Source organism: Variovorax sp. EBFNA2, assembly GCF_033802765.1.
In the GTDB taxonomy this organism is placed as follows: Bacteria; Pseudomonadota; Gammaproteobacteria; order Burkholderiales; family Burkholderiaceae_C; genus Variovorax; species Variovorax paradoxus_H.
This window is the reverse complement of record NZ_CP138496.1, coordinates 5,380,854-5,407,126: the sequence shown is the minus strand read 5'-3', so window position 1 is coordinate 5,407,126 and position 26,273 is coordinate 5,380,854. Positions and strand designations below refer to the sequence as shown.

The 26,273-nt window shown below is 68.8% G+C and carries 26 protein-coding genes and 1 tRNA gene; 9 read left to right on the top strand and 18 right to left on the bottom strand.

Going from position 1 to position 26,273, the window contains the following annotated elements:
* The 4 genes from pxpB (at nucleotide 1) to pcp (ending at nucleotide 3,384) form a co-directional block, all read left to right on the top strand.
* Nucleotides 1-648 carry a 5-oxoprolinase subunit PxpB gene (gene pxpB / locus RZE79_RS25430; protein WP_319361291.1) on the top strand — a complete coding sequence of 216 codons (648 nt, stop codon included), beginning with the start codon at nucleotides 1-3 and terminating at the stop codon, nucleotides 646-648.
* A complete protein-coding gene (locus RZE79_RS25425) occupies nucleotides 645-1,643 on the top strand; it encodes a biotin-dependent carboxyltransferase family protein (protein ID WP_319357345.1) in 999 nt (332 codons plus the stop codon). Before pxpB ends, RZE79_RS25425 begins: the two co-directional genes overlap by 4 nt.
* 323 nt (nucleotides 1,644-1,966) lie before the next feature.
* Nucleotides 1,967-2,707, top strand: a complete 741-nt coding sequence (gene pxpA, locus RZE79_RS25420) for a 5-oxoprolinase subunit PxpA (RefSeq protein WP_319357344.1) — start codon at nucleotides 1,967-1,969, stop codon at nucleotides 2,705-2,707.
* Between the two features lie 5 nt (nucleotides 2,708-2,712).
* Nucleotides 2,713-3,384 carry a pyroglutamyl-peptidase I gene (pcp, locus tag RZE79_RS25415; protein WP_319357343.1) on the top strand — a complete coding sequence of 224 codons (672 nt, stop codon included), beginning with the start codon at nucleotides 2,713-2,715 and terminating at the stop codon, nucleotides 3,382-3,384.
* A gap of 9 nt (nucleotides 3,385-3,393) precedes the next feature.
* On the opposite strand, the gene RZE79_RS25410 is transcribed toward pcp, so the two are convergent.
* A complete protein-coding gene (locus RZE79_RS25410; protein WP_319357342.1) occupies nucleotides 3,394-4,104 on the bottom strand; it encodes an alpha/beta fold hydrolase in 711 nt (236 codons plus the stop codon).
* A gap of 103 nt (nucleotides 4,105-4,207) precedes the next feature.
* Here RZE79_RS25410 and RZE79_RS25405 point away from each other — a divergent pair, with 103 nt between their 5' ends.
* Nucleotides 4,208-4,903: a histidine phosphatase family protein gene (locus tag RZE79_RS25405; protein WP_319357341.1), complete on the top strand. Its 696-nt coding sequence runs from the start codon at nucleotides 4,208-4,210 to the stop codon at nucleotides 4,901-4,903.
* 9 nt (nucleotides 4,904-4,912) lie between these two features.
* Here RZE79_RS25405 and RZE79_RS25400 read toward each other — a convergent pair whose 3' ends face one another.
* From RZE79_RS25400 to RZE79_RS25390, 3 genes are all read right to left on the bottom strand, one after another.
* Entirely contained in the window at nucleotides 4,913-6,511 is a 1,599-nt protein-coding gene (locus RZE79_RS25400) for an amidohydrolase family protein (protein WP_319357340.1), read from the bottom strand.
* 111 nt (nucleotides 6,512-6,622) lie between these two features.
* Nucleotides 6,623-7,984 carry a tetratricopeptide repeat protein gene (locus RZE79_RS25395; RefSeq protein ID WP_319357339.1) on the bottom strand — a complete coding sequence of 454 codons (1,362 nt, stop codon included), beginning with the start codon at nucleotides 7,982-7,984 and terminating at the stop codon, nucleotides 6,623-6,625.
* A gap of 61 nt (nucleotides 7,985-8,045) precedes the next feature.
* A complete protein-coding gene (locus RZE79_RS25390) occupies nucleotides 8,046-8,444 on the bottom strand; it encodes a 4-oxalocrotonate tautomerase (RefSeq protein ID WP_319357338.1) in 399 nt (132 codons plus the stop codon).
* Nucleotides 8,445-8,569: 125 nt separating this feature from the next.
* Here RZE79_RS25390 and RZE79_RS25385 point away from each other — a divergent pair, with 125 nt between their 5' ends.
* Nucleotides 8,570-9,433, top strand: a complete 864-nt coding sequence (locus tag RZE79_RS25385; protein ID WP_319357337.1) for a LysR substrate-binding domain-containing protein — start codon at nucleotides 8,570-8,572, stop codon at nucleotides 9,431-9,433.
* A gap of 21 nt (nucleotides 9,434-9,454) precedes the next feature.
* Here RZE79_RS25385 and RZE79_RS25380 read toward each other — a convergent pair whose 3' ends face one another.
* From RZE79_RS25380 to RZE79_RS25355, 6 genes are all read right to left on the bottom strand, one after another.
* The gene (locus RZE79_RS25380; protein WP_373696506.1) at nucleotides 9,455-10,876 is read right to left on the bottom strand and encodes an amidase; all 1,422 of its coding nucleotides are present in this window, start codon (nucleotides 10,874-10,876) and stop codon (nucleotides 9,455-9,457) included.
* A complete protein-coding gene (locus tag RZE79_RS25375) occupies nucleotides 10,873-12,360 on the bottom strand; it encodes an ABC transporter substrate-binding protein (RefSeq protein ID WP_319357335.1) in 1,488 nt (495 codons plus the stop codon). Before RZE79_RS25375 ends, RZE79_RS25380 begins: the two co-directional genes overlap by 4 nt.
* A gap of 274 nt (nucleotides 12,361-12,634) precedes the next feature.
* Nucleotides 12,635-13,456 carry an ATP-binding cassette domain-containing protein gene (locus RZE79_RS25370; protein ID WP_319357334.1) on the bottom strand — a complete coding sequence of 274 codons (822 nt, stop codon included), beginning with the start codon at nucleotides 13,454-13,456 and terminating at the stop codon, nucleotides 12,635-12,637.
* The gene (locus tag RZE79_RS25365) at nucleotides 13,453-14,442 is read right to left on the bottom strand and encodes an ABC transporter ATP-binding protein (RefSeq protein ID WP_319357333.1); all 990 of its coding nucleotides are present in this window, start codon (nucleotides 14,440-14,442) and stop codon (nucleotides 13,453-13,455) included. The genes RZE79_RS25370 and RZE79_RS25365 overlap by 4 nt, the downstream gene beginning before the upstream one ends.
* 10 nt (nucleotides 14,443-14,452) lie before the next feature.
* Nucleotides 14,453-15,328, bottom strand: a complete 876-nt coding sequence (locus tag RZE79_RS25360; protein WP_319357332.1) for an ABC transporter permease — start codon at nucleotides 15,326-15,328, stop codon at nucleotides 14,453-14,455.
* Entirely contained in the window at nucleotides 15,325-16,275 is a 951-nt protein-coding gene (locus tag RZE79_RS25355; RefSeq protein ID WP_192193539.1) for an ABC transporter permease, read from the bottom strand. Before RZE79_RS25355 ends, RZE79_RS25360 begins: the two co-directional genes overlap by 4 nt.
* Nucleotides 16,276-16,420: 145 nt before the next feature.
* On the opposite strand from RZE79_RS25355, the gene RZE79_RS25350 reads away from it, so the two are divergent.
* Nucleotides 16,421-16,723, top strand: coding sequence for a YfhL family 4Fe-4S dicluster ferredoxin (locus RZE79_RS25350; protein WP_099792625.1), 303 nt, complete (start codon nucleotides 16,421-16,423; stop codon nucleotides 16,721-16,723).
* 9 nt (nucleotides 16,724-16,732) lie between these two features.
* Here RZE79_RS25350 and RZE79_RS25345 read toward each other — a convergent pair whose 3' ends face one another.
* From RZE79_RS25345 to RZE79_RS25310, 8 genes are all read right to left on the bottom strand, one after another.
* Nucleotides 16,733-17,161 carry a hypothetical protein gene (locus RZE79_RS25345; RefSeq protein WP_319357331.1) on the bottom strand — a complete coding sequence of 143 codons (429 nt, stop codon included), beginning with the start codon at nucleotides 17,159-17,161 and terminating at the stop codon, nucleotides 16,733-16,735.
* A 109-nt stretch (nucleotides 17,162-17,270) separates the two neighbouring features.
* Nucleotides 17,271-17,906 carry an aminoacyl-tRNA hydrolase gene (gene pth, locus RZE79_RS25340; RefSeq protein WP_319357330.1) on the bottom strand — a complete coding sequence of 212 codons (636 nt, stop codon included), beginning with the start codon at nucleotides 17,904-17,906 and terminating at the stop codon, nucleotides 17,271-17,273.
* A gap of 81 nt (nucleotides 17,907-17,987) precedes the next feature.
* A complete protein-coding gene (locus RZE79_RS25335; RefSeq protein WP_153282216.1) occupies nucleotides 17,988-18,641 on the bottom strand; it encodes a 50S ribosomal protein L25/general stress protein Ctc in 654 nt (217 codons plus the stop codon).
* 86 nt (nucleotides 18,642-18,727) lie between these two features.
* The gene (locus RZE79_RS25330) at nucleotides 18,728-19,702 is read right to left on the bottom strand and encodes a ribose-phosphate pyrophosphokinase (RefSeq protein ID WP_319357329.1); all 975 of its coding nucleotides are present in this window, start codon (nucleotides 19,700-19,702) and stop codon (nucleotides 18,728-18,730) included.
* A gap of 142 nt (nucleotides 19,703-19,844) precedes the next feature.
* Nucleotides 19,845-19,921: transfer RNA gene (locus RZE79_RS25325), tRNA-Gln, on the bottom strand.
* A gap of 71 nt (nucleotides 19,922-19,992) precedes the next feature.
* Entirely contained in the window at nucleotides 19,993-20,874 is an 882-nt protein-coding gene (gene ispE, locus RZE79_RS25320) for a 4-(cytidine 5'-diphospho)-2-C-methyl-D-erythritol kinase (RefSeq protein ID WP_319357328.1), read from the bottom strand.
* Nucleotides 20,871-21,416: a lipoprotein insertase outer membrane protein LolB gene (locus tag RZE79_RS25315; protein WP_319357327.1), complete on the bottom strand. Its 546-nt coding sequence runs from the start codon at nucleotides 21,414-21,416 to the stop codon at nucleotides 20,871-20,873. Before RZE79_RS25315 ends, ispE begins: the two co-directional genes overlap by 4 nt.
* The gene (locus RZE79_RS25310; RefSeq protein WP_319357326.1) at nucleotides 21,417-23,273 is read right to left on the bottom strand and encodes a tetratricopeptide repeat protein; all 1,857 of its coding nucleotides are present in this window, start codon (nucleotides 23,271-23,273) and stop codon (nucleotides 21,417-21,419) included. It abuts the gene before it with no gap.
* 71 nt (nucleotides 23,274-23,344) lie between these two features.
* Between RZE79_RS25310 and mutM the strand changes: the two genes are divergently transcribed.
* Both mutM and RZE79_RS25300 read left to right on the top strand, forming a co-directional pair.
* Nucleotides 23,345-24,160, top strand: a complete 816-nt coding sequence (gene mutM / locus RZE79_RS25305) for a bifunctional DNA-formamidopyrimidine glycosylase/DNA-(apurinic or apyrimidinic site) lyase (RefSeq protein ID WP_319357325.1) — start codon at nucleotides 23,345-23,347, stop codon at nucleotides 24,158-24,160.
* A 102-nt stretch (nucleotides 24,161-24,262) separates the two neighbouring features.
* Nucleotides 24,263-26,236, top strand: coding sequence for a dynamin family protein (locus tag RZE79_RS25300; RefSeq protein WP_319357324.1), 1,974 nt, complete (start codon nucleotides 24,263-24,265; stop codon nucleotides 26,234-26,236).
* Nucleotides 26,237-26,273 lie beyond the last annotated feature (37 nt).

The window sequence follows — 26,273 nt, the reverse complement described above, 5'->3', positions numbered from 1 at the left end:
TTGCCCCGCCTGCATCCGCTGGGCGATGCGGCGCTGGTGTGCGACCTGCCTGCGCCCGCCACGCTGGCGCAGCAGCAGCGCATCTGGGCGCTGGCCGCCGAGGTGCTGGCCTGGCCCGGCGTCGGCGAAGCCCTGCCGGGCATGAACAACCTCACGCTGACCTTCGATCCGACAGCTGTGGCGTTCGAGGAACTCGCGGCGCGCGTGCTCGAGGTCTGGCCCTCGCTCGCGGCCCATGCCGCCGAAGGGCGGCGCGTCGAGATTCCCGTGGCCTACGGTGGCGAGCACGGCCCTGATCTCGCCGACGTGGCGGCCCACACCGGGCTGTCGGCGGCCGAGGTGGTGCGTCGCCACAGCGGCGGTGACTACGTGGTCTACCTGCTCGGCTTCCTGCCGGGCTTTGCCTTCATGGGCGGAATGTCGCCCGAACTCGCGACGCCGCGCCGCGCCGAACCGCGCACCGCCGTGCCCGCGCGCTCCGTCGGCATCGGTGGCGAGCAGACCGGCATCTACCCGCTGGTGTCGCCGGGCGGCTGGCAGCTCATCGGCCGCACGCCGCTCGAGCTGTTCGATCCGTCGGCGGAGTCACCGACGCTGTTGCGTCCCGGCGACCGCGTGCGCTTCGTCGTCGAAAGCCTGCAGACATGATCCTCGTGCGCAAACCCGGCGTGCATGCCTCGGTGCAGGACCTCGGACGGCCCGGCCTGCGCCAGCTCGGCATCTGCCCGGGCGGCGCGCTCGACATGCTCGCGCTCACGCTGGCGAACCGGCTGGTCGGCAACGCCGACGCGGCGGCGGGCATCGAATTCACCCTGGGCGGCTGCGAGCTGCAGTTCGAGTCCGACACCCGCATCGCGCTCACCGGCGACGACTTCGGTGCCACGCTCGACGGCATGCCGCTGTGGCCCTGCTGGAGCGTGCCCGTGCGCGCCGGCCAGACGCTGCGGCTCGCCGGCGCCAACGCGCCCGGCACGCCGAAGGCCGGCCTGCGCAGCTGGCTCGCGGTGGCGGGCGGCATCGACGTGGCGCCCGTGCTCGGCTCGCGCAGCACCGACCTCAAGGCCGGCTTCGGCGGCCATGACGGCCGCGCACTGCGCAAGGGCGACCGGCTCGCGCTGGGCGCTTCGCGGCTCGATGCCGGCCAAAGTGTGCGCAGGCCTTTCGGCTTGCGCGCGCCCGACTGGGGCACGGCCGAGCCCGACGGCGCGCTCGCGCTGCGCGTGCTGCCCGGCCCCGAGTTCGACCTGTTCACACCCGACGCGCAGGCGCTGCTGTGGCACGAGCGCTGGCGCATCACGCCGCAGAGCAACCGCATGGGCAGCCGGCTCGCTGGCGCCGAACTGCAGCGCAAGGCGAGCGGCGACATGCTCTCGTCGGGCGTCATTCCCGGCACGATCCAGGTGCCGCCCTCGGGCCAGCCGATCATCCTCATGGGCGACGCGCAGACCACCGGCGGCTACCCGCGCATCGGCGTGGTGATCCGCGCCGACCTCTGGAAGCTCGCGCAGGCGCCGCTCGGCGGCCGGCTGCGGCTGGTGCGCACCGACCTGTCGCACGCGCTCGCGGCCTGGGCCGAGCAGCAGCGCTACCTGGCGCAGGTGGCGCAGGGGCTCGCCGCTGCGGGCTGGCCCGGCGCGGCTTAGGGCCTGCTCACGCTATTTCTGGCGTCGCGTTGGCCGGCAAAGGGGCTGGCTGCAAGGCGCGCGTGCGCAGCAAGGCTTCTGCCTTGCAAACGCGGGCAACGCCGCAGACGGCCCCTTTGCCGGCCAACCCGGAGGGAAGGTCTGCCACAGCGGGCCACTCGGCGTTGCGCTCCTTGCGTGTGCGCATGCACACGCGGCGTCACGCGCCTTGATTGGCCCGCTGTGGCAGACCTTCGCGACGCCAGAAATAGCATGAGCAGGCCCTAGACTGTCGGTTCGCGCAGGTCGTTTTCGCACCTGCCCCACGAGACGGAGAACCTCCCATGCAGATCGACCTGAACGCCGACCTCGGCGAAGGCGCCGGCAGCGACGAAGCGCTGCTCGGCCTCGTGAGTTCCGCCAACATCGCCTGCGGCTGGCACGCGGGCGACGCCAAGACGATGCAGCAGTGCGTGCGCTGGGCCATGGCGCACGGCGTGGCGATCGGCGCGCACCCGAGCTTTCCCGACCGCGAGAACTTCGGCCGCAGCACCATGCACCTGCCGCCCGACGAGATCGTGGCGAACGTGCTCTACCAGGTCGGCGCGCTGGCCGCGATCGTCAAGGCCGAGGGCGGCCGGCTCGCGCACGTGAAGCCGCACGGCCAGCTCTACAACCAGGCGGTGAAAGAGCCCGAGCTGGCCGAGGCGCTGTGCGAGGCGGTGCGCCGCTTCGATCCCTCGCTCAAGTTCTTCGGCCTGGCTGGCAGCAACATGATCGACGCGGCCCGCCGTGCCGGCCTGCAGCCCGTCGAAGAGGTGTTCGCCGACCGCGGCTACATGCCCGACGGCAGCCTCGTGCCGCGCAGCCAGCCCGGCGCGCTCATCGAGAGCGAGGAGCAGTCGCTGGCGCAGACGCTGTCGCTCGTGCGCGACCACCGCGTGGTCGCCATCGACGGCAGCACCGTGCCCGTCAACGCCCAGAGCGTGTGCCTGCATGGCGACGGCGCACATGCGCTGGCCTTCGCGCGGCGCATTCGCGAACGGTTGCAGCAGGAAGGCATCGCCGTCCGCGCGATGGCCTGAATGCGATGCCGGCGAAGCGCGTGTCTCCCACGGTCTTGCTGACGGGCTTCGAGCCCTTCGAGCAGGAGCTGCTCAATCCCTCATGGGAAGCGGTGCGCTCGCTCGACGGCTGGACCTGCGGTCGCGCCACCGTGCATGCGCGCCTCGTGCCCTGCGTCTTCGGCGAGGCGCTCGACGCGCTCGATCGCGCGATGGACGAGCTCCAGCCGACGCTGGTGATCTGCATCGGCCAGGCCGGTGGCCGCGCCGAGTTCACGCCGGAGCGCATCGCCATCAACGTCGACGACGCCCGCGTGCCCGACAACCTCGGCCGCCAGCCGATCGACGTGCCCGTGGTGCCCGGCGCGCCCGCGGCCTACTTCTCGAGCTTGCCCGTGAAGGCCATCGTGCGCGAACTGCGCGCGGGCGGCGTGCCGGCTTCGGTGTCGAACAGCGCGGGCACCTTCGTGTGCAACCACCTCTTCTACGGGCTGATGCACCGCATCGCGACGCACGCGGCGGCGAAGGGCGTGCGCGGCGGCTTCATCCACATTCCCTACCTGCCGGCGCAGGCGGCGCGCTTTCCGGGCGCGCCGAGCATGGCGCTCGAGACGCTGGTCGATGCCTTGCGCATCACCGTGAAGACAGCGCTCGCCGTGAAGCAGGACGTCGCGGAAACCGGCGGTCAGCTGCACTGACCGGGGCGCTCAAGCGTTGGGGAAGTGCTTGCCCAGCCAGGCGTTGAGCGCCGTGTTGACGAACGCAGGCTTTTCCATCGTCAGCATGTGGCCGCACTGCGGCACCCACACCACCTCGGCGCGCGGCAGCAGCGCCGCCATCTCGCGGGTGCATTCGGGCGGCGCGAGGCGGTCGTCGTCGCCGCACATCAGCAGCACCGGCGCGCGCAGCAGGGCCAGGTGCGTGCGCGCGTCGGGGCGGCGCATCACGGCGTGGTTCTGGCGGATGAGCTGGGCCGCGCCGGCGCCGAGCACGATGTCGAGGTAGCGCTGCACCAGCGTCGGGTTGGCGGCCTGCGCAGCATGGAAGGCGAAGGCGACGTTGGGCTCGATGATCTCGCGCACCTCGCCCCGCTCGAACCATTCGATGGCGCCTTCGCGCAGCGTGAACATGTCGGGCGTCTCGGGCCGCGCGCTGGTGCCCAGCAGCATCAGCCCGGCGATGCGCTCGGGCGCCTGGCGCGCCGCTTCCATCGCGACCATGCCGCCCATCGACGCGCCGCACAGCACCAGCGGGCCGTCGTGTTCGCGCAGCACAGCGCTGGCCATGCCTTCGATGGTGTCGTGGCGCGTCTGGACGTCGCTCACGCGGGCGCCGAAGGCGGCGGGAAGTGCGGGCAACTGGGCCTCCCAGAGGCGTTCGTCACAGGCAAGACCGGGCAGCAGGACAAGATGAGGCATGCGCTGATTCTGCGCGATCGGACGGCGTGTACGAGGTGGCAGTCGTGCAACAGCGGGTTGGCACGAAGCCAGCACGTCATGCACTCGGGGGACAATGCATGCAATGTCCACCAGCATCCCCGACTCCGCTCCCACCGACCTCATCCTGATCCGCCACGGCGAAACCGCCTGGAACCGCGAGCTGCGCTTCCAGGGCCATGCGGACGTCCCGCTCAACGACATCGGCCACGAGCAGGCGCGCCGCCTCGGCCTGCGTCTGGCGGGCGAGACGGCACAGCACCTCATCAGCAGCGACCTCATGCGCGCCCAGCAGACCGCGGCGCCCGCGGCGCAGCAACTGGCGCTGGAGGTGGTCACCTCGGCGGCACTGCGCGAGCAGCACTTCGGCGTGGTCGAGGGCATGCGGGCCGACGAGATCCAGAGCCAGCATCCGCGCGCCTGGGAAGAGTGGCTGGAGTTCCGCGAAGACCACGCCATGCCGCAGGGCGAGAGCGCGCGCGAGTTCCATGCGCGCGTGATCGGCGCGCTCGGCACCGTCGCCGCCGCGCACCGCGGCCAGCGCCTGATCGTCGTCACGCACGGCGGCGTGCTCGACATGGTGTGGCGCACCGCGCGCGGCCTGAGCCTCAGCGGCCCGCGCCAGAGCGAGATTCCGAACGCGGGCTTCAACCGCATCCGCATCGCCGACCCGGCCGCGCCGGACGCCATCGAGATCGTCGAGTGGGCCGACACGCGCCACCTGGTCGATATGCCGCCGCAGCCGACCTACGACCAGCGGCGGCACCTCAAGAAGGACTGATCTTCCTGATCAGGCCGGGCAACTCCCCGGCTTCGGCGTGCGCAGCAGCGGCACGCCGGCGCCCACACCCGTGGGCTGGCCGCCGTCCACTGCGAGGCGGCCGTTCACCAGCACCGTGACCACGCCTTCGGACAGCAGCGTGGGCTGCGTGTAGGTGGCCTTGGCCGCGAAGCGCTTCGGATCGAACACCACCACGTCGGCGTGGTAGCCGGGGCGCAGGTGGCCGCGCTGCACCAGCCCCAGCGTGTCGGCCGTGAGCGAGGTGCTGCTTCGGATGAACTGCGCCAGCGAGATCGCGCGTTCCTTCACCACGTACTGGTCGTACTTGCGCGCGAAGGTGCCGTAGGCGCGCGGATGGCCCAGCGACGAGTCGGACGAGGTCATGACCCAGGGCCGCTTCATGAAGGCGCGCACGTCGTCGTCGCTCATGTTGAACGAGGCGATCATGAGGTCGCCGTCGCGCAGCACGGCGATGGCGGCGTCGACCGGATCGGCGTTCGAGGCCTTGGCCACGTCGGCCAGCGTCTTGCCCACGTACGTCGTGCTGCCGGCCGAGAACAGGATAGCCTCGGGCCCGCCGCGCAGGCGCAGGTTCTCGCGCACGTCCTTGCGCAGGCGCTCCTGCTGCGACGCATCGTCGAAGCGCTGCAGCGTCGCGGCGCGGCCACCTTCGTTGGCCCAGGGCGGCAGCAGCGCGGCCGAGAAGCGCGTGCTCGACGCGGTCCAGGGGTAGTGGTCGGCCGTGATGTCCAGGCCCGCGGCGCGCTCCTTCTCGATGCGCCGGATGATGTCGCCGCTCTGGCCCTGCACGGCCACGCCGAGCGCCTTGATGTGCGCCACATGCACCGGCAGCTTGGCTTCGTGGCCGATGCGGATCACCTCGTCGATCGAGCCTTTGAGGCCCACGTTGTACATCGCCTCGTCGCGGATGTGGCTGTCGTACAGGCCGCCGTGCGCGGCCGCCACCTTCGCGAGTTCGATGACCTCCTCGGTCTTCGAGAAATTCTGCGGCGGGTAGAACAGGCCCGTCGACAGCCCGAGCGCGCCGTCGCACATCGCGCGGGCCAGGTGCTGCTTCATTGCGTCCATCTGCGCGGGCGTGGGTGCGCGGTTGGCCTCGCCGAGCTGGCTGATGCGCAGCGGCCCGAAGCCCGCGTACATCGCGACGTTGGTGCCGACCGGCACGGCGCGCAGCTTCTGCGTCTGCGCCGCGATGTCGTAGCCGCCGAAGCCGTCGTTGCCGATCACCGCGGTGGTCACGCCCTGCGTGAGGAACGGCGTGTTCAGGCGCTTGCGCGCGTCGTTCGAGAGCAGGTCGGCGTCGGCATGCGTGTGGGCGTCGATGAAGCCGGGCGCCACCACGAGGCCGGTGGCGTCGATGGTGCGGCGCGCGCGGAACTGCGCCGGCATGGCGCGGCCCGCGAACACGATGCGGTCGCCCGCGATGCCGACGTCGCCGACCACCGGCGTGTCGCTGTCGCCCGTGTAGACGGTGCCGCCGCGCAGCAGCAGGTCGAGCTCGACGGGGGTTTCAGCGGCTGTGGCGGTGGTGTGGAACGGCGAGGCGAGGGCCGCGAGAACGGCCAGCGTGACGAGGGAGCGCTGCATGGGCGAACAGGAGGAGAGGGGAGGAGCGGCCAGTTTAGGAGTCGCTCCCACGCGGCCGTTAATTCCTTTTGCGCCACGCCCCATGACCGGAAGGCATGGGTGGCGACGCGCTCACGCCCTGGTGAGTTGCCCGAGTCCCAGCCGCGCGTAGACCGCATTCGTCTGCCGCCGCAGCCGCAGCGATTCGGGCTGGCCGTTGAGTTGCTGCTGCAACAGGCCTTGCGCGCCTGCGAGTGCGGACTCGGTGCCGGTGCGCACCAGCGCGTCGAGGTACAGCTGCTCGAACAGGTCGCGCTGCGCATGGCTGCCGCCGATCTCGATCATGCGTGGCAGCGCGACACCCAGGCCCTCGACCGCGCTCGCCACATCGCCGCGCGCATGGGCCACGAGGCCGCGCGCGGCCGGCACGCACACGCGCTGCCACGCGGCGCGCGTGGAGGCCGGCGCGACGGGCGCGAAGGCCTCGATGTTGTGCAGCAGCACCTGCGCCTCGGGCCGGCCGGCACGCGCCAGGCCGTAGAGGTACTGCAGGTCGAGAAAGGGCAGCACGTGGTCGGCCTGGCGCTGCCGCAGGTGATCGGCCACGTCGTCCCAGCGCGCACCGACGTCGATGCCCGCGAGCTCGAGCCGCGCAAGCAACGACACGGCGCCGATCTGGTCCTGCGAGTAGTCCTTCACCACGCCCCAGGCGTGCTCGTCGTACACCGCGAGTGCTTCGGCGTCGCGGCCCAGGTCGATGAGGAACAGCGCCACGTGCCACCAGTTGTGCGTGACCATGAAGGAGTTGAGCCCGGTCCAGGTGTCGCTCACGCTGTGCATGAACGCCAGCCCCTCGGCCAGCCGGCCTTCGGTGAGCATCACGTGCGCCAGCGCATGGTGCGCCCAGGGCTCCTTGCGGCACAGGCCGATCGCACGGCGCGCGCTGGCTTCGGCCTCGCGCAGCAGGTGGCACTGCTCGTAGCCGAAGGCCGCCATGCCGTGCACGTAGGGCACCTCGGCCGTGGCCGGCAGCGCCGCAAGCGCGAGCCGCAGCATGCCGGGGCAGTCGCCGGTGTTGAAGCAGTGGTACTGGCCGAGCTTGACCGACACCAGGTCGCGTGGATGCTCGCGGGCCTGCTCGGCATGCAACGCAATGGAGCGTGCGATGTCGCCGTCGGCCCAGGCTTCGACCGCGGCGATGTAGCGCCGTTCGCGCGGCGTGGTGCGGTCGGCGCCGGCGCGCGCCTTGTCGAGGAAGGGCCGCGCATTGGCCGCAGCCTCGCGCGATTCGGCGAACAGGTGCAGCGTCGCGCAGTAGGCCTGCACGATCGGGCTGGCATCGCGCTCGGCCAGCGCCAGCAGGTTCACGGCGCGCGCCTCGGTCGAAATGAAGCCCATGACGAAGTCGTCGACCAGCGCAATGCTGGCGGCGTCGTCGAGTGTGAGCGGATTGCCGAGGCTGTCGGCGGCGGGCGGGGTTCCGTGGGAGGGCATGGCGGCATGGTGCCACGCCCCCTCGGCGTCTTTCAAGTCCTTGTCAGACGCCCTAGACGCCCTAGACACCTGCTTGCTGGTGGCGGTACTCCTGCGTCTTGCCGCCGTAGCCGTAGGCTGCGCCGCGCGCATCGATCACGTGGATGTACGAGACCTCGTGCAGGTTGGGCCGCAAGGCCGCCATGGCCGTGTACACCTCGCGCAGGTAGCGTGCCTTCTCGGCCTTGGTGTTGGTCTCGTCGGTCACGCTGATGTCCAGGTGGAAGGCCGATTGGCCGAGTTCGGCCAGCGACTGCCCGCCGATGAACCAGCTGTCGGCGGCGATGTACTGCACCGTGATGGCGATGACCGGCAGCGCCTTGCCGAGCACGCTCTGCGTGAGCTCGGCGACCGTGCCGACGGTCTTGCGGGTGAGGGCGGCGTCAGGCTGGCCGGAGAGGTGGACGACGATGTGGGGCATGGTGAACTCCTTTGGGGGGTGAAGAACGGGTGGTCGATGGGGTGATTGTGGGCATCGCCTTATCATCGGAAAAGCGGGAAGATATGATGGAATCCATCGGATCGACGAATGGATAGGCAGGCACCATGCAAGGCTTCGACCTCGAACAGTTGCGCACCCTGGTGGCGGTGGCCGACGCCGGCAGCCTCACGGCCGCGGCGCCGCGCGTGTACCTGTCGCAGTCCTCGGTGAGCGAACAGATCCGCAAGCTCGAGGAGCGCGCCGGCCAGTCGCTGCTGACCCGCAGCAAGGCCGGCGTCGCGCCCACCGAGGCCGGCATGCGGCTGCTGGGCCACGCACGGCGCCTCCTCGCGCTGAGCGACGAGGCCTTTCGCGACCTGCGCGGCGAAACCTTGCAGGGCGAGCTGCGGCTGGCCGTGACCGACTACTTCCGCCCCGGCGACCTCACCCGCCTGCTGGGCCGGCTCGGCGAACGCTATCCGCAGGTGCGGCTGCACGTGACCATCCTGAAGAGCGACGCGCTGCGCGCCGCGTATGCGCATGGCGATTTCGACGTGGGGCTGGCGATGAACATCGCGGGCGCCAAGGCCGCAGCGACCGGCAGCGGCGGCGTGCTGCGGCGCGAATCGCTGGCGTGGCTCGGCGCGGCCGGCTTGCGCGTGGTGCGTGGCGAGCCCGTGCGGTTGCTGGCGCTGCCCGACACCTGCTCGCTGCACCAGTTCACCGTCGCCCTGCTGCGCCGCCGCCGCGTGCCCTACGTGCTGGCGCACGTCGCGTCAGGCGTGGCGGGCCTTCAGTCGGCGCTGGCGGCGGGCCTGGGCGTGGCCTGCCTCAACGAATCGGCGATCGGCGACGGCATCGCGAGGCTGGCGCCGCCGCATGGGTTGCCGGCGCTGCCCCGCGTGGCGTTCCAGTGGTTGCCCGCGCGGCGGGGCGAGACCGCGTTCGTGACGCGGGCGCGGGAGATGCTGTCGTCGCAGCTGGCCTGAAGACCTTCAGGCCCCGCGCGCTCAGATCAGCGGCCAGGGCCGCTGCACTTCCCGGATCTGCTCGAACGCGCGCGCCACGCGCAGCACGCCGAGGTCGTCGAAGCGCTGTCCCGCAATCTGCAGCCCGATCGGCAGCCCGCCGGCCGAGTACCCGCAGTTCACCGATGCGGCCGGTTGCTCCGACATGTTGAACGGCACGGTGAAGCCGATGTGTTCCAGCGGCCGCAGCGGGTCGTTGGTGGGCGAGGGCGCCTCGGCCGCCGCGGGCATGTTGGGCGACACCGGCGAGATCACGTAGTCGAAGCGCGCGCAGGCGTTCACCGTCGTGACGCGCGTCGCGTGGAACTGGCTGAAGCTGCGGAACACATGCTCGCCGCTGAACTCGGCAGCGCTCTCGGCCCATTCGCGGATGTAGGGCAGCACCTTGGCGCGCTGGTCGGGGCGCAGGGCCTTCAGGTCCACGAGCGAGCGCATGCGCCACAGGTGGTCCATGCCGTCGAGCAGGGCCTGCGACATGAAGGGCTGCATCGGCTCGACGATGGCGCCGGCCTTTTCGAACAGGCGCGCGGCCAGCTCGACGGCCGCCTGGATCTCGGGTTCGACCGCGAGGCCGCAGCCGGCGTCGAGCAGCAGCCCGATGCGCAGGCCGCGCAGGTGGTCGGGCGCGACGTCGAACGCGGCCCAGTCGATGTCCTGCGCGGGCAGGCTCATGCTGTCGCGCGCGTCGGGCCGGGCCAGCGCCTGCATCATGAGCGCGGCGTCGCCGACGGTGCGCGTCATGGGGCCGGCGGCGCGGCCCATGTAGGGCGGATCGATCGGGATGCGTCCCAGGCTGGGCTTGAGCGTGAAGATGCCGCACCAGCTGGCGGGCAGCCGCAGCGAGCCGCCGATGTCGGTGCCCAGGTGCAGCGGGCCGTAGCCCGCGGCCGCGGCGGCACCGGCGCCGGCGCTGGAACCGCCCGGCGTGCGGCTCAGGTCCCAAGGGTTGCGTGCGAGCGTGTGAAAGCTCGACAGGCCCGACGACAACATGCCGTAGTCGGGCATGGTGGTCTTGCTGACGATGACGGCGCCGGCTTCCTTCAGGCGTGCAGCCGGCGGGGCGTCGGCGGCGGCGGGCATGAGGTCGACGGCAGCCGTGCCCGCGGGCAGCGGGTCACCGCGCGTGGCGATGTTTTCCTTGATGGTGGTCGGCACGCCGTCGAGCGGACCGCGCGCATCGCCGCGCTGCCAGCGTTGCTCCGAGGCACGCGCCTGTTCCAGCGCAGCCTCGGGCCGGAACAGCCACGTGGCCTGCAGACGGGGCTCGCAGTGCTCGATGCGCGCGATGACGGCGCGCGTTACCTCGACCGGCGACAGGCGCTTCTCGCGGTAGGCCGCGGACAGTTCCTGCGCCGACAGGTCGCTCAACGAAGGCAATGAAGGGTCAGACACTGCGGGGCTCATCCCCACGACAGCGCGGACAGGTCGTTCACGAAGATCGGGTTCTCTTTCCAGAGGCCTTTGACGTTCTTCTTGGCCACGGTCGGGAACTGCGGCTGGTAGAGGAAGCCGTTGGCCGCGTCGGTGGCCAGCAGCTTCTGCGCCTCGCCCAGCAGCTTGTTGCGCTCGGCCGCGTTGCCGGTGGACTTGATCTTGTCGAACAGCGTGTCGAAGGCCTTCGACTGGTAGCCCCAGTAGTAGTCGGGCTTGGCGTAGTTGCCGAGGTCGAAGGGCTCGACGTGCGAAATGATCGACAGGTCGTAGTCCTTGTTGCCGTAGGTGCCGCTGAGCCATTGCGCCCACTCGACGTTCTGGATCTTCACGTTGATGCCGATCTTGGCGAGCTGGGCCACGATGACTTCGCCGCCCTGGCGCGCATACGGCGGCGGGGGCAGGGTCATGCGCAGTTCGAGCGGGGTCTTCACGCCGGCTTCGGCGAGCAGCTTCTTGGCCTTCTCGATGTCGAAGGGGTTGATGCCCGTGGTGTCGACATAGCCCGCGGCGCCCGGCACGTAGTGGCTGCCGATCGGCACGCCCAGGCCGTCGGCCGCGCCCTCGATGAAGGCCTTGCGGTCGATGGCCGCGAGGATCGCGCGGCGCACGCGCACGTCGTCGAGCGGCTTCTTCTTGTTGTTGATCGAGAGGATGGTCTTGGCGCGCGAACCGGCCAGGATGGTCTGGAACTGCGGGTTGTTGCGGAACTGCGGCACGGCGCGCGTGCCGATGCGCGTGAACACATCGACGTCGCCCGAGAGCACGGCGGCGGCCTGCGCGGCGGTGTCCGAGATGAAGCGGAAGGTGACCTTGTTGATCTTCGCGACGGCGGGGGCGCGGAAGCCTTCCCACTTGCTCAGCGTGATCGACGAGCCCTTGGCCCAGCTGTCCAGCTTGTAGGGGCCGGTGCCGATCGGCTTGGTGGCGTTGGTGTCGACGCTCTTGGGCTCGACGATGGCGGCCGTGGCCTGGCCCAGCACGAAGGGCAGGTCGGGGTCGATCTCCTTGTTGATGACCACGACCGTGTGCTCGTCGACCACTTGCGTGGCGAGGTTGGCGAAGGTGCGCTTGTCCTTGTTGGTGCTCTTCTCGCCGCCGGCGCGGTCGAACGCGAACTTGACGGTGGAGGCGTTGAAGGGCTCGCCGTTCTGGAACTTGACGCCCTTGCGTAGCTTGAAGGTGTAGGTCTTGAGGTCGGGCGAGATTTCCCAGCTCTCGGCCAAGAGCGGCGTGACGCTGCCGTCGACGTTGATCTTGGTCAGCGTTTCCAGGATGTTGTATTGCACGACCTCGGCAATGGCGGCGGCGGCGCCGGTGGTCGGGTCCAGGCCCGGCGGCTCCAGGGCCATGCCGATCACGATGGCGTCCTTCCGGCCCTGCGCCATGCCGGCCAGCGGAGTGGCCAGGGCGACAGTGGCGCCGGCGGTGGTAAGGAGGGTGCGACGGTTCAACATACGGGGTGATCTCCGGAAAACGGTCAATGTCGAATGACTGCTTCGGCGCGCACCGTGCCCCAGGGGGAAGCGCAGCGCCACGAAAGAAAGACACACAGCACGAAAGATGCCACGTGCAGCGAATCATTCTCTCGCAGCAGGCCCTCCGGTGCGCGCCGGCGCGGGCGGTATTTCCTCGGGACGTTCCCGGATGGGCGAGCGATCTTGCGCGAAGCCTGGGCCTCGCGCCACCAGATGCTCATGACCGATGTGTCCGAGGCCGCGCCCCGAGACTTCAGGCCGCGCGCAGCGTGCCGCCGGGCGGCGTGTGCAGCACCGCCGACAGCAAGGTGCGGGTGTACGGGTGCTGTGCATGGTGGAACAGATCGGCCGGCGGTCCCTGCTCCACGATCTGGCCTTTGAACACCACGCACACGTCGTCGCACAGGTGGTTGACCACCGCGAGGTCGTGGCTGATGAGCAAATAGCTGATGCCGAACTGCTGCTGCAGGTCCTGCATGAGGTTGAGCACCTGGGCCTGCACGGACACGTCGAGCGCGCTCACGGGCTCGTCGGCCACGATGAGCTTGGGGCGCGTGATGAGCGCACGTGCGATGGCGATGCGCTGGCGTTGGCCGCCCGAGAACTCGTGCGGGTACTTGTCGAGGTCGGTGGTGCGCAGGCCGACGGCAGCGAGCGCTTCCGATGCGCGCTCGCGCTGTTCGGCACGGCTGGTTTGCGCGAGTGCTTCGAGCGGTTCGGCTACGATGCGTGCGACGGTCTGGCGCGGGTCGAGCGAGCCGTAGGGGTCTTGGAACACCATCTGGAAGTCGCGCCGCGCGGTGCGCAGGTCGGCCTTCGAGAGCGTGTGCAGGTTGCGGCCTTCGAGCGCGACGCTGCCCGAGGTGGGCGTGTCCAGCGCCATCACGAGGCGCGCGATGGTCGACTTGCCCGAACCCGATTCACCGACGATGCCCAGGCTCTTGCCGGCCTGCACCTCGAAGCTCACGCCGTTGAGCGCCTTCACGGTGGGCGGCGGGCCGAAGAGCTTTTCGCGCGGCAATGCGTAGTGCCGCACGAGGTCGGTCACCTGCAGCAGCGGGGGCGATGAATTCATGGCGCAACGGCTTGTTCGGCCGCAATTTCTTCGAGACGGATGCAGCGCACTGCGTGGTCCGGCGGCAGCACCGTGGCCGACGGCCGCGTGGCGTGGCAGGCATCCACTGTGTAGGCGCAGCGGCCCGCGAACGGGCAGCCCGGCGGCAGGTCGACCAGCTCGGGCACGCTGCCGCGGATGGTCGCCAGGCGCAGGCCGCGTGGTGCGCCGATGGCGGGGCGCGCGGCGAACAGGCCCTGGGTGTAGGGGTGGGCGCGCTTGGCGAACACGGCATCGGTCGGGCCGCTCTCGACCACGCTGCCGCCGTACATCACGAGCATCTTCGAGACTGTCTGCGAGATCACGCCGAGGTCGTGCGAGATGAGGATCAGCGCCATGCCGCGCTCGGCCACGAGGCCCTGGATGAGTTCGAGGATCTGCTTCTGGATCGTCACGTCGAGCGCGGTGGTGGGCTCATCGGCAATCAGCAGGTCGGGCCCGCAGGCCAGTGCCATCGCGATGCCGATGCGCTGGCGCTGCCCACCGGAGAACTGGTGCGGATACGCGTCGAGGCGCGAGGCGGCGTCGGGAATGCCGACACGGTCGAGCAGCGCGAGCACTTCCTTGCGCGCTTCGGCCTTCGACAGGCCGCGGTGCAGCCGCAGCGGCTCGCCGACCTGGCGCACGATGGTGTGCACGGGGTTCAGCGCCGTCATCGGCTCCTGGAAGATCATGCCGATGCGGTTGCCGCGGATCTGGCACATGTCTTTTTCGTCGCGCCCGACCAGCTCGGTGCCGTCGAAGCGAATGCTGCCCGTGACCTTGGCGGTCGAAGGCAGCAGGCCCATGAGCGACATCACGGTGATCGATTTGCCGCAGCCTGATTCACCGACGATGCCCAGCGTTTCGCCGCGCTCCAGCGAGAAGGAAATGCCGCGCACAGCTTCGGCCGGGCCGCGTTGCGTCTGCAGGCCGATGTGGAGGTCGTTGACTTCGAGAAGCGCCATGACGTGCTTGCTACCTTGCGCGCGCCAGGCGCGGATCGAGCAGGTCGCGCAGGCCGTCGCCCATCAGGTTCAGGCCGAGCACCGCAAGGGCGATGGCCATGCCGGGGAACACCGCGAGCAAAGGCTGCTGGAACATGAGGGTCTGGGCTTCGCTGAGCATGCGGCCCCACGAGGGCTGCGGCGGTTGCGTGCCGAGGCCGAGATACGACAGCGCCGCTTCGGCCAGGATCGCGATGGCGAAGCGGATCGTGATCTGCACGATCAGCACGGCCGAGATGTTGGGCAGCACGTGCTGCATCGTGATCGCGAAGCTGCCTTTGCCGCAGGCGCGTGCCGCGGCCACGTACTCGCGCGACCAGATCGCGTTGGCCGAAGCGCGCGTGATGCGCGCGAAGGTCGGGATGTTGTAGATGCCGATCGCGACGATCGCGTTGACGATGCCTGCACCGAACACGGCGGTCATCATGATGGCCGAGAGGATGGCGGGGAAGGCGAGCGTGAAGTCCGAGAGGCGCATCACCGCTTCTTCGATCCAGCCGCGCCTCGCAGCAGCGAGCAGGCCCAGCGCGGTCCCGACGACGAGGCCGATGCCGACGGCGATCACGCCCACCAGGATGGACGCGCGCGCACCCACCAGCAGCAGCGAGGCCACGTCGCGTCCGAACGCGTCGGTGCCGAGCCAGTGCGTGGCCGAGGGGCCCTGCATCTTGTTCGGCATGTCCATCGCGTAGGGCGACCAGGGCGTCCAGACCAGGGAAAGCACGGCAGCGATCAACAGCAGCAGGCTCAGCACGCCGCCGATGACGAAGCTGCGGTGGTGCAGGGCGCGGTGCCAGAAGCCCGGCACCTTGAGCGCGGCAGCGCTGGGAATGGTGGTCGTGCTCATACGTCGCTCGCCTTGATGCGCGGGTCGATCACGGCATACAGCACATCGACCACGAAGTTCACGATGACCACCATCGCCGCGAGCAGCATCACGCAGTTGCGCACCACGATCAGGTCGCGGTTGCTGATGGCCTGGAAGATCAGGCGGCCCAGGCCCGGCAGGTAGAACACGTTCTCCACCACGATGGTGCCGGCCAGCAGCTCCGAGAACTGCATGCCCATGACGGTGATGACGGGGATCATCGCGTTGCGCAGCACGTGGGTCCAGAGCACCATGCGTTGCGACACGCCCTTGGCGCGTGCGGTGCGAACGAAGTCTTCGCGCATCACCTCGAGCACGGCCGAGCGTGTGATGCGCGCGAGGATCGCCGCTTGCACCACGGCCAGCGACAAGGCCGGCAACAGCAGCGATTTCAATCCCGCGAAGATGCCTTCACCCCAACCCTCGAAGCCGCCGGCGGAGAACCACTGCAGCTGCACCGAGAACACGAGGATCAGCAGGATCGCGAACCAGAAGTTGGGAATGGCGATGCCGACCTGCGCCATGCCCATGAGGCCGACGTCGCCGAGCTTGTTGTGGCGGGCGGCGGCTGTGACGCCGACCAGTAATGCGATCACGACCGTCAGGCTCATCGCCATCACGGCCAGCGGCACGGTGAGGGCCAGGCGCTCCAGGATCAGGTCGATGACGGGCGAGCTGTAGGCGTAGCTGTCACCGAGGTTGCCGGTGAGCATGCCGGCGATCCAGTGCCAGTAGCGGGTCCACGCGGGCTGATCGAGGCCGAGCTTGGTGGCCAGGGCCGCGACGGCATCGGGCGAGGCGTCGGGGCCCATGAGCATCTGCGCGGCATTGCCGGGCAGGATCTCGAGGACCAGGAAAACGATGACCGAGGCGCCGATCAGGGTGCCGATCAGCGTGGCGATGCGCTTGAATAGAAACAGACTCATGGGGCGGGCCGCAGCATAACTGACTGGTGCAACAACCGTGCCTCGACTGTGAACTTTGTCGCTGCTCGCCGGACCGCCCTGACGCTGGCGGGGGCTCCGCAAGGCTCGCGGCCGGGCGTTCGCTCGGTCCGCCGATAATCGGGGGATGGCTCTCATGATCACCGACGAATGCATCAACTGCGATGTCTGCGAGCCCGAGTGCCCGAACGATGCGATCTACATGGGCGCCGAGTTCTACGAGATCGATCCGCACAAGTGCACCGAGTGCGTCGGCCACTTCGACGAGCCGCAGTGCGTGCAGATCTGCCCGGTGGCCTGCATCCCGGTGAACCCGGACCATGTGGAGACCCGCGAGACGCTGCTGCAGAAGTACGTGCGCCTCACGGCAGACAAGGCGGCACCGCCTGCGTCGGATGCCGCCTCGCCGTCGTCTGCCGGCGCGGTCTGAGCCGGACGGTTACTTCTTCTTTTTCTTCTTGCCTGCCGCCTTCGGGGCTTCGTCGCCGGTCGATGGGCTGTTGAAGCGCGCGCTCGTCGGACGGGGCTCGGTCGTGTGTTTGCGCTGGCGGGCCTGGGCAGTCTTTTCGGCGGGCGTGAGCGGTTGCGCGTTCGTGGTGAAGCGCCCCGCATCGAAGGTCGTGGCGCCGCCTTGACTGAGCGCCTCCCGCTCCATCGACTGGCGGCTGCGCGCCAGCCGGCCAGCGCTGCGTTCGTTGCGGCGCGCGGCGTCTTCCGACGCCTTGCGGTCCGCATCGTTGCGCCGGTCGTCCACCTTCACGGTCCGCCCGCCTTCGCAGGGCTGATCGGAGTAGCTATTGCCGCATCGCCAGGTCTGGGCTGAAGCGCCCATGGCGGCTGCGGACAGCGCGATCGCAAAGACAGCCATCACCCGGGTTGCTGCCGTCTTTGTTGCGGCTTCTTCCGTCTTCTTGTTCTTCGTCGTCGTTCTTCTTCTCATTTTTTAGTTCTCTCCCTCCCTGCACTCCTGTGGCCGGCTAGGTGGCGGCAGGCGTCGTGCCTCCGTCGCCGGGCTCCCGCCTCGGCGGCTTGGGCCGCGGCGGTTTGCTCGTGTGAATCATCAGCGTGGCTTTTTCCATCTCGCCGGCCATCAGGGCGGGGGCGGCATGCAAGGTGCGCACGATGGCGTCTTCAATGGCTTCGCGTTGCTCCTTGAGCGGCTTCTTGAGCACCCAGTTGACGACCTCCGACTTCACGCCGGGATGGCCGATGCCCAGGCGCAGGCGCCAGTAGTCGCCGGTGCCGAGCTGGGCGTGGATGTCGCGCAGGCCGTTGTGGCCCGCATGGCTGCCGCCGAACTTGAGCTTGGCCTGGCCGGGCACGACGTCGAGCTCGTCGTGCACCACGAGGATTTCTTCGGGTGCGATCTTGAAGAAGCGCGCCAGTGCGGCCACCGACTTGCCCGACAGGTTCATGAAGGTCTGCGGCTCCAGCAGCCAGATGCTCTGGCCGCCGATGTTCGCGCGCGCCGCGAGGCCGTGGTAGCCGCGCTCGGGCGCGAGGTTGAGCTTCCAGTCGCGCGCGAGCGCGTCGATCCACCAGAAGCCGGCGTTGTGGCGCGTGGCTTCGTACTCAGGGCCCGGGTTTCCGAGGCCGACAAACAGCTTGATCATGGCGGGAATTATCTCGCCGCCCCACAAAGCAAAAGGCCCGCACGAGGCGGGCCTTCTGTTCGCAGACGGAAAGAAAGAGGATTACTTCTTCTTGGCCGTCTTGGCGGCGGGCTTGCCAGCAGCGGCAGCGCCTTCGGCAGCAGCGCCTTCGGCGGCGGGTGCCGGCTCTTCCGAGACCAGTGGCGGCACGGCCGACACGATGACGGGGTTGGTCTTGCCGTGGCTCACGAACTTCACGCCCTTGGGCAGCTTGATGTCGTTGACGTGCAGCGTGGCGTTCTTCTTCAGGCCCGAGAGATCGATCTCGAGGAATTCAGGCAGATCGCTCGGCAGGCAGTTGATTTCCAGTTCGGTCATCACGTGGTTCACGAGGTTGTGATCCAGCTTGACGGCGTCGGACTCTTCTTCACCCTTGAAGTGAAGCGGCACCTTCATGTTCATGCGGGTCTTGGCATCGACGCGTTGGAAGTCGATGTGTTGCACCAGCTGGCGGAACGGGTGGTATTGCACGTCGCGCAGCAGCACCTTGGTGACGGCGCCGGCGAGGTCCATTTCGAGGATCGACGAGTGGAAGGCTTCCTTCTTCAGGGCGTGCCACAGCGCGTTGTGATCGATTTCGATCAGTTGCGGCTGGGTGTCACCACCGTAGACGATGCCCGGGGTCTTGCCCGTGATGCGGAGACGGCGGCTCGCACCCGTGCCCTGCTTTGCGCGCTCATAAGCGACGAATTTCATAACTAGCTCCTGTGAGAGTCCACCGCGACCAGTGCGACTCCGATTCAAAAAGGCCTCCGTAGGAGGCCCGCTTTTTCGCTCTCAGGTCAGAACAGGTTGTCCTGGTCCGAGAACAAACTCATCACCGACTCGCCCTTGGCAATGCGCTGGATCGTTTCGGCGATCAGCGGTGCCACGGAGAGTTGGCGGATCTTTCCGCACGCGACGGCCGCGTCGGAAAGAGGGATGGTGTTGGTGACGACCACTTCGTCCAGGGCGGTGCCCTTGGAGAGGCGCTCGATGGCCGGGCCCGAGAAGATCGGGTGCGTGCAGTAGGCGTACACGCTCTTGGCGCCGCGCTCCTTCAGCACTTCGGCCGCTTTGACCAGCGTGCCTGCCGTGTCGATCATGTCGTCCATGATCACGCAGTTGCGGCCGTCGATCTCGCCGATCACGTTCATGACTTCGCTGACGTTGGCCTTCGGGCGGCGCTTGTCGATGATGGCGAGGTCGCAGTTCAGTTGCTTGGCCAGCGCGCGGGCGCGGACCACGCCGCCGACGTCGGGCGAGACCACGATCAGGTCTTCGTAGTTCTTCTGGCGCAGGTCGCCCAGCAGCACGGGCGAGGCGTAGATGTTGTCGACCGGAATGTCGAAGAAGCCCTGGATCTGGTCGGCGTGCAGGTCCATCGTGAGCACGCGCTCGACGCCGACGGTTTCCAGCAGGTTGGCGACCACCTTGGCCGAGATCGGCACGCGGCTCGAGCGCGGGCGGCGGTCCTGGCGGGCGTAGCCGAAGTAGGGGATGACGGCGCTGATCCGCTCGGCCGAAGCGCGCTTGAGCGCGTCGACCATGATCAGCAGTTCCATCAAGTTTTCGTTGGTCGGTGCGCAGGTCGACTGCACCACGAACACGTCGCGGGCTCGGACGTTCTGGTTGATCTCGACAGTGACTTCACCGTCGGAGAAGCGACCGACGCGTGCGGCGCCCAGCGCAGTGCCGAGGTTGTGCGCGATTTCTGCAGCAAGGCCGGGATTGGCGTTGCCGGTGAAAACCAAGAAGTCAGGTTGATTGGCCTGCATGAGCGCGTCCGGGCAGTGCAAAGGGCTTGCGGGAAAGCCGCCAAAGGTTTCGAGTCGTGGCGGCCCGTGTGGGCTGCCGATTATTGCAGCCGGTGGACTGCAAAAGAAGCACTGCGGCCATCAGGCCGCAGTTTGAGAGATTTGGCAGGGGAGAAAGGATTCGAACCTTTGCATGCTGGAATCAAAATCCAGTGCCTTAACCAACTTGGCGACTCCCCTACACAGGTTGATGGTTTGCACCACCCACCGATATATGTCGCATCGAACCGCAGAGCGTTCCGATTATCTCTTCAGGCTGCCCATCCCCAGAGTGGATGAACGGCCAGATTGTCGCATTGGCGAACCTGCCATCCCCGGGGGGCTTCGAGCAGTTCCGCTTGCTGCGGCGATTGCGGCATTTTTGCGAACACCGAACTTCCGGAGCCGGTCATCCGGGCTTTTAATCCTTGCAGTCCGAGCCATTCGATGGCGTCGGTGACTGCGGGGCAAAGCCGTTGGGCAACCGGCTGCAGGTCGTTGTGACCGAAGTCGTAAACCCCGTTACCGAGGTTTGTGGCTTCTAGCTGTTCGCTATCTGCAGCAAAGCCTGAGATTATAGCAACAGGAGTTGCTCGTTCCAGATCATCCGCAGAAAAAATTAATCGGGTATCGAGTCCCTCGGGGGGCTTGGCCACCACGAAGCGCGCCGGTGGCAAGTTTACCGGTGTGATTTCTTCGCCGATGCCCTCGACCCATGCGTTGCGCCCACCGAGGAAAAAAGGGACGTCCGCACCGAGCTTCAACCCGATCTGCGCCAGGCGCGACAGCGGCAGGTTCAGCTTCCAGAGGCGGTTGAGCGCGAGCAGGCAGGTGGCCGCATCCGACGAGCCACCACCCATGCCCGCCTGCGCCGGCACGTGCTTGGCAATGCCGATGTGCGCGCCTTGGCCGGGCGCAGCGTGCGCCTGCAGCGCGCGGGCTGCGCGCAGCACGAGGTCGTCGGCCGGCAACGGTGTGGTGAGGTCTTCGCGGCTGAGCTGGCCGTCGTGTCGCAGCTCGACGTGCAGCGTGTCGCACCAGTCGATCAGCATGAAGACCGACTGCAGCAGGTGATAGCCGTCGTCGCGCCGCCCGGTGATGTGCAGGAACAGGTTCAGCTTGGCCGGTGCGGGCAGGTCGTAGATCGCCTTCATGCGCGTTCGAAGACGATGCGCAGGTCGGCCCGGGGCGCGGGGGATTCGCGCGTGGCCTGCAGGCGGCCGTTCGACAGCTGGCCCAGATCGGCGCGCCAGCCGGGCACGGGGTCGGCGCGGCCGTCGAGCCAGCCGAACAGCGCGCCGACCGGAATGGCGGCGCCCGTGGCGGCTTCGATCAGTGCATCGACGGAGTCGTAGCGGCGGGTGTCGCTGCCGTTCTTCAGCAGGGCTTCACCCGGCGCCCAGTGCAGTTGCGCGAGCGTGCTGCCGATGGGCGTGGTCAGTGTCAGGTCGCCGGTTTCGGCCGAGCCGCGCAGTTCGAACAGGGCGGCAAAAGTCTGGACCGGTTCGCTGTCGATGCGCAGCGACATGCGCCCGCTCCAGCTGGCCGATCGCCCGGGAGCGGCAGCGGAGCCGCCCGAGAGCTGGGCGCAGCCCGTCAGCCACAGCAGCAATGCGCCGCCGCCCGCGCCGAGCGCCGCGCGGCGGGTGAAGGCCTCGTCGCCCCGCGCGGGAGCCGTGTGCGTGATCGATGCCATTCAGGGTTTGACGCGCAGGCGCTTGAGGGTTTCCTGCAGCGTCTCGTTTTCGGCGTCCGTGAGCAGCGACTCTTTCCAGATCGCGACGGCGCGGTCCTTCTGGCCGACCGACCACAGCACTTCACCGAAATGCGCGCCGATCTCGGGGTCGGGCCGCGTCTTGTAGGCCGCCTCGAGGATGCGGATCGCCTCCGCCGTGTTGCCGAGCCGGAACTCGACCCAGCCCAGGCTGTCGGCGATGAACGGGTCTTCGGGCGCGAGCTGCACCGCCTTCTGGATGAGCGTGCGGGCCTCGTCGAGCCGGATCTTGCGCTCGGCGAACGAGTAGCCCAGCGCGTTGTAGGCGTTCTGGCTCTCGGGCTTGAGCGCCATCAGGCGGCGCAGCAGCCGCTCCATGTCGTCGAGGCGGTTGAGTTTCTCGGCCATCATGGCCTGGTCGTAGACGAGGTCGCCGTCGTCCGGCGCGGCGGCCGAGGCCTGGGCCAGCAGGTCGTAGGCAGCCTGGTATTGCTTGGCTTCGCGCAGCAACTGGGCTTCGGCGAGCAGTTTCTGCTTGCGCTCGTCCGCCGTGCGCTCGGGCAGTGCGCGCAGCAGCTCGCGGGCCTGGGGCAGCTTGCCTTGCTTGGCGAGCAGGCTGGCGCGACGGCCCTGGATGGCGCTCTGGTTGTCGGAACTGTCGATGCGCGAGACCCAGCGGTCGGCCGCCTGAAAATCCTTGCGCCGTTCGGCCAGCTGCGACAGCACGAGATACGCCTGTGTCAGCCCGCGCTTGCGGTCGGCGACGTCACCGGCGTCCTGGCTCTGGCCCGGCGCGGTCATCAGGTCGACGTAGCGCTTGAGCGAAGTTTCGGCCGCCGCTTCCTGGCGGGCCTGCATCTGCAGGCTGCCGAGCAGCAGCCAGGGCTCTGCCAGTTCGGGGCGCGAGGTGGTCAGGGTCTGGAGCTGTGCGGAGGCGTCGCTGAAGCGGCGGTTCTCGACCAGCGTGCGCGCATAGGCGACGCGCAGGTCGGGCGAGGCCTTGGGGTTGCTCGCGAGGTAGCGCGTGACGATCGGCTCGGCCAGCGGCTGGCCCGGATCGATGAGGTCGAGTGCCAGCGCCGAGGGCGCCTCGGACGACGGATCGATCGCCTGCCCCTTGCGCGCGGCATCCAGCGCCCCCGAGGGGTCGCCGGCGTTCAGGCGCAGCCGGCCCACGGTGGCCCAGGCCAGTCCGCCGGTCGTCGGGCTCTTGAGCTCGTCGACCAGCGCCTGTTCGACCACCGAGGCAGCCAGCTTCTTGTCGGCGGCGCGGCCGTAGGTGCGCGCGATCACCGCCATCAGCAGGGGGCGCTCGATCTGCGAGGTGGCCGCCACTTCGGCGCGCAGCGGCTCGACGGTTTCGCTGATGCGGTTCAGCGCGATCAGGATCTGCAGCTCGATGCGCCGGGCATCGCGCGAATTGGGCAGGGCTTCCTGCCAGGCGCGCGCCGCGGAGATGGCGGCATCGCCGGAGCGCGACTGCAGCGCAATTTCGACCGCGCGCTGGAACAGCTTGCCGTCGCGCAGGCGCCGGGCGGCGTCGAGCACCAGCGAATAGCCGGAGCCGGGGTCGCCGGAGCGGGCGGTGATCTCGCCCATGAGGATTTCGTAGAACAAGTCCGCCGTCAGCGCCGAGGGCTGCGCGGCATCGGCGGCCGGCTTGGCGGCTGTGGAGGCGGGCCGGGGTCGCACCGGCGGCTTCGGCGGCGCCGTGCGCTCGATGGCGGGAGCGGGGTTGCCGGCGGCGGTGGGTTCCAGAGACTGGGCCTGCGTTGCGTAGGCAAGCAACACGAAAGACGCGGCCGCCGCGAGGCGGTGACGGCGGGGCGATGGGTTCATCTGATCATAATAATCCAGCCATTTGAACGAGCGCCGCATGGGGCTTCGTCGCTGCCGGAGTTTTACTTTTCATGCCTGAACTACCCGAAGTCGAAGTCACCCGGCGCGGCTTTGCCGACCGCATTGCCGGCGCGCGCATCGAGTCCGTGCGCATCGGCAAGCCGCTGCGCTGGGCGCTGATGGTGCTGCCGCAGGCGCTGGTCGGGCGCCGCGTGCGCGAAGTGCGCCGCCGCGGCAAGTACCTGCTGATCGACCTGGACCGCGGGCTGCTGCTGCTGCACCTGGGCATGTCGGGCAGCCTGCGCTTCGACATCCACCTGCCGGAGCCCGGCGTGCACGACCACTTCGACCTCGTCACCGAACTCGGGACGCTGCGACTGAACGATCCGCGCCGCTTCGGCGCCGTGGTCTATGTCGACGACGAAGAGGCACCCTGGGCCCTCAAGCTGCTCGGCGGACTGGGCATGGAGCCGCTGGGCGATGCCTTCGACCTCGACGCCTTCCACGCAGGGCTGAAGAAGCGCCGCACGGCCATCAAGCAGGTGCTGCTTGCGGGCGACGTGGTCGTGGGCGTCGGCAACATCTACGCGTCGGAGGCGCTGTTCATGGCCGGCATTCGACCGACGCTGTTGGCGGCGCGCATCAGCCGGCCGCGTGCGGCGAAGCTGCATGCGGCGGTGCGCGAGATTCTGGCGCGGGCGGTGGAGAAAGGCGGCAGCACCTTGCGAGACTTCTCGAACGTGGACGGGCAGAACGGCTATTTCCAGCTTGAGGCGACCGTCTATGGCCGCGCGGGCGAGCCGTGCCGGGTGTGCAGCACGCCGATCCGGCTGTTGAAGCAGGGGCAGCGCTCTACTTATTACTGCCCGCATTGCCAGAAATCCTAGGGAAGGCTGACCCGTGGCGGTTGCTTGGGGGCAAACTCCTATAGGTACCCCGTTCGCCATTCGGCGATGTTATATTTGTAAATTCTTACTTACATCTTCCCCTTGAGCCGCTCTTTCAACCAACAGCTCGATCAGCACGGCGCCTGGCGGAGCAACTTCGCACGCCGCCTTCAGTGGCTGTCCCGTTGGCTGACCGACAACGAGCTGCTCGACCAGGCCGTGGCCGAACGGCTGCGCGCACTCGAAGACCAGATCCGCACCAGCAAGGTCGTGGTGGCCTTCGTGGCCGAGTTCTCGCGCGGCAAGTCGGAGCTGATCAACGCGATCTTCTTCGCCGGCTACGGACGGCGGATCATGCCGGCCAGCGCCGGGCGCACGACGATGTGCCCGACCGAACTGGGCTACGACGCCGCCTTGGCGCCCAAGCTGCGCCTGCTGCCCATCGAAACCCGTCTGGAACCGCACTCGCTCACCCACTGGCGCGAGCGCCCCACGCGCTGGACCGAACTGCCCATCGACGTGGAAGACGCGGAGCAACTGGCCCAGGCCATGGGCAAGGTGGCCGAAGTCCGCTGGGTGAGCAAGGACGAAGCCCGTGCGCTCGGTTTCTGGAACCCCGAAACGCCTGACGACAACCCGGTGCAGGACGCCGAAGGCCGTGTCGAAATTCCGCGCTGGCGCCATGCGGTGCTGAACATGCCGCACCCGCTGCTGGAGCAGGGGCTCGTGATCCTCGACACGCCCGGCCTGAACGCGATCGGTGCCGAGCCCGAGCTCACCGTGAGCCTGATCCCGCAGGCACATGCCGTCGTCTTCATCCTGGGCGCCGAAACCGGCGTGACCCGCTCCGACCTGTCGATCTGGCGCGAGCACCTGATCACCGGCGACGAGAGCCACGACACGCGCTTCGTGGTGCTCAACAAGATCGACACGCTGTGGGACACGCTGAGCACCCCGACGCAGATCGCGCAGCAGATCGAGCGCCAGCGCGAAGGCGCGGCCCGGCTCCTCGAGGTGCCGTTGGCGCAGGTGCTGCCGGTGTCGGCGCAGAAGGGCCTGCAGGCCAAGATTGGTCACGACGCGGCCTTGCTCGAAGCCAGCCGGCTGCCGGCGCTCGAGGCGCTGCTCGGCGAAGGCGTGCTCGGCAAGCGCGAGACCATGCTGCGGCTCGCGGTCGATGCCGGCATGACCGCGCTGCGCACCGAGGCTGAGCGCCTGCTGAAGGTGCGCCAGCGCGACCTGTCGGAGCAGGCACTGGAACTGCAGGGCCTGCGCGGCAAGAACGTGTCGGTGATCCGCCACATGCGTGCGCGCATCGACCAGGAACACGCCGAATTCGAAGGCAGCAACACGCGCATCCTGGCGCTGCGCTCGGTGCAGGGCAAGCTGCTGCGCGAGGTGTACGCGGTGCTTGGGCGCACGGCGCTCAAGGCTGACATGGTCAAGCTGGCCGCGGCGCTCAAGCGCCCCGGCGTCAAGTTCAACGTGCGCAAGGTGTACGGCGAAACCTTCGATGCGCTGCGCAACAACCTGCGCGAAGTGCAGGCGACCACGGCCGAGATCCAGTCGATGCTGCACGCCACCTTCCGCCAGCTCAACGCCGAGCAGGGCTTCACGCTGCAGGCGCCGGCCGAGCCCGACCTGAGCGGCTTCGAGCAGGAGCTGGGCCAGATCGAGCGCAGCCACATCCACTACCTGGGCGTGGGCAACCTGATCAAGCTCGCGCAGGCCGACTTCTGCGACAAGCTGGTGCGTGCGCTGGCCAGCCGGCTGCGGCTCGTCAACGAAGCCGCCATGACCGAGGTCGAGCGCTGGAGCAAGGGCGCGAGCGCGCAGATCGATGCGCAGCTCAAGGAGCGCCGCCGCAATTTCAGCAAGCGCATCGAGGCGATCGAACGCATCCAGAACGCCGCGGGCAGCCTCGACGACCGGTTGGCCGAAATCGCCGCGCAAGAGAGCCACCTGGCCGCGCTGCAGGAGCGGCTGCACGAGTTCACCTCGCTGATCGCGCAGCACGGCAGCCAGCCGCCTGCCGCGGCCGCTGCCATCGCGGGCGAGCAACTGCGTGCGGCCTGAGCGCGCCGCCGCGCGGGCGGCCGTCTCCCCATCTGTG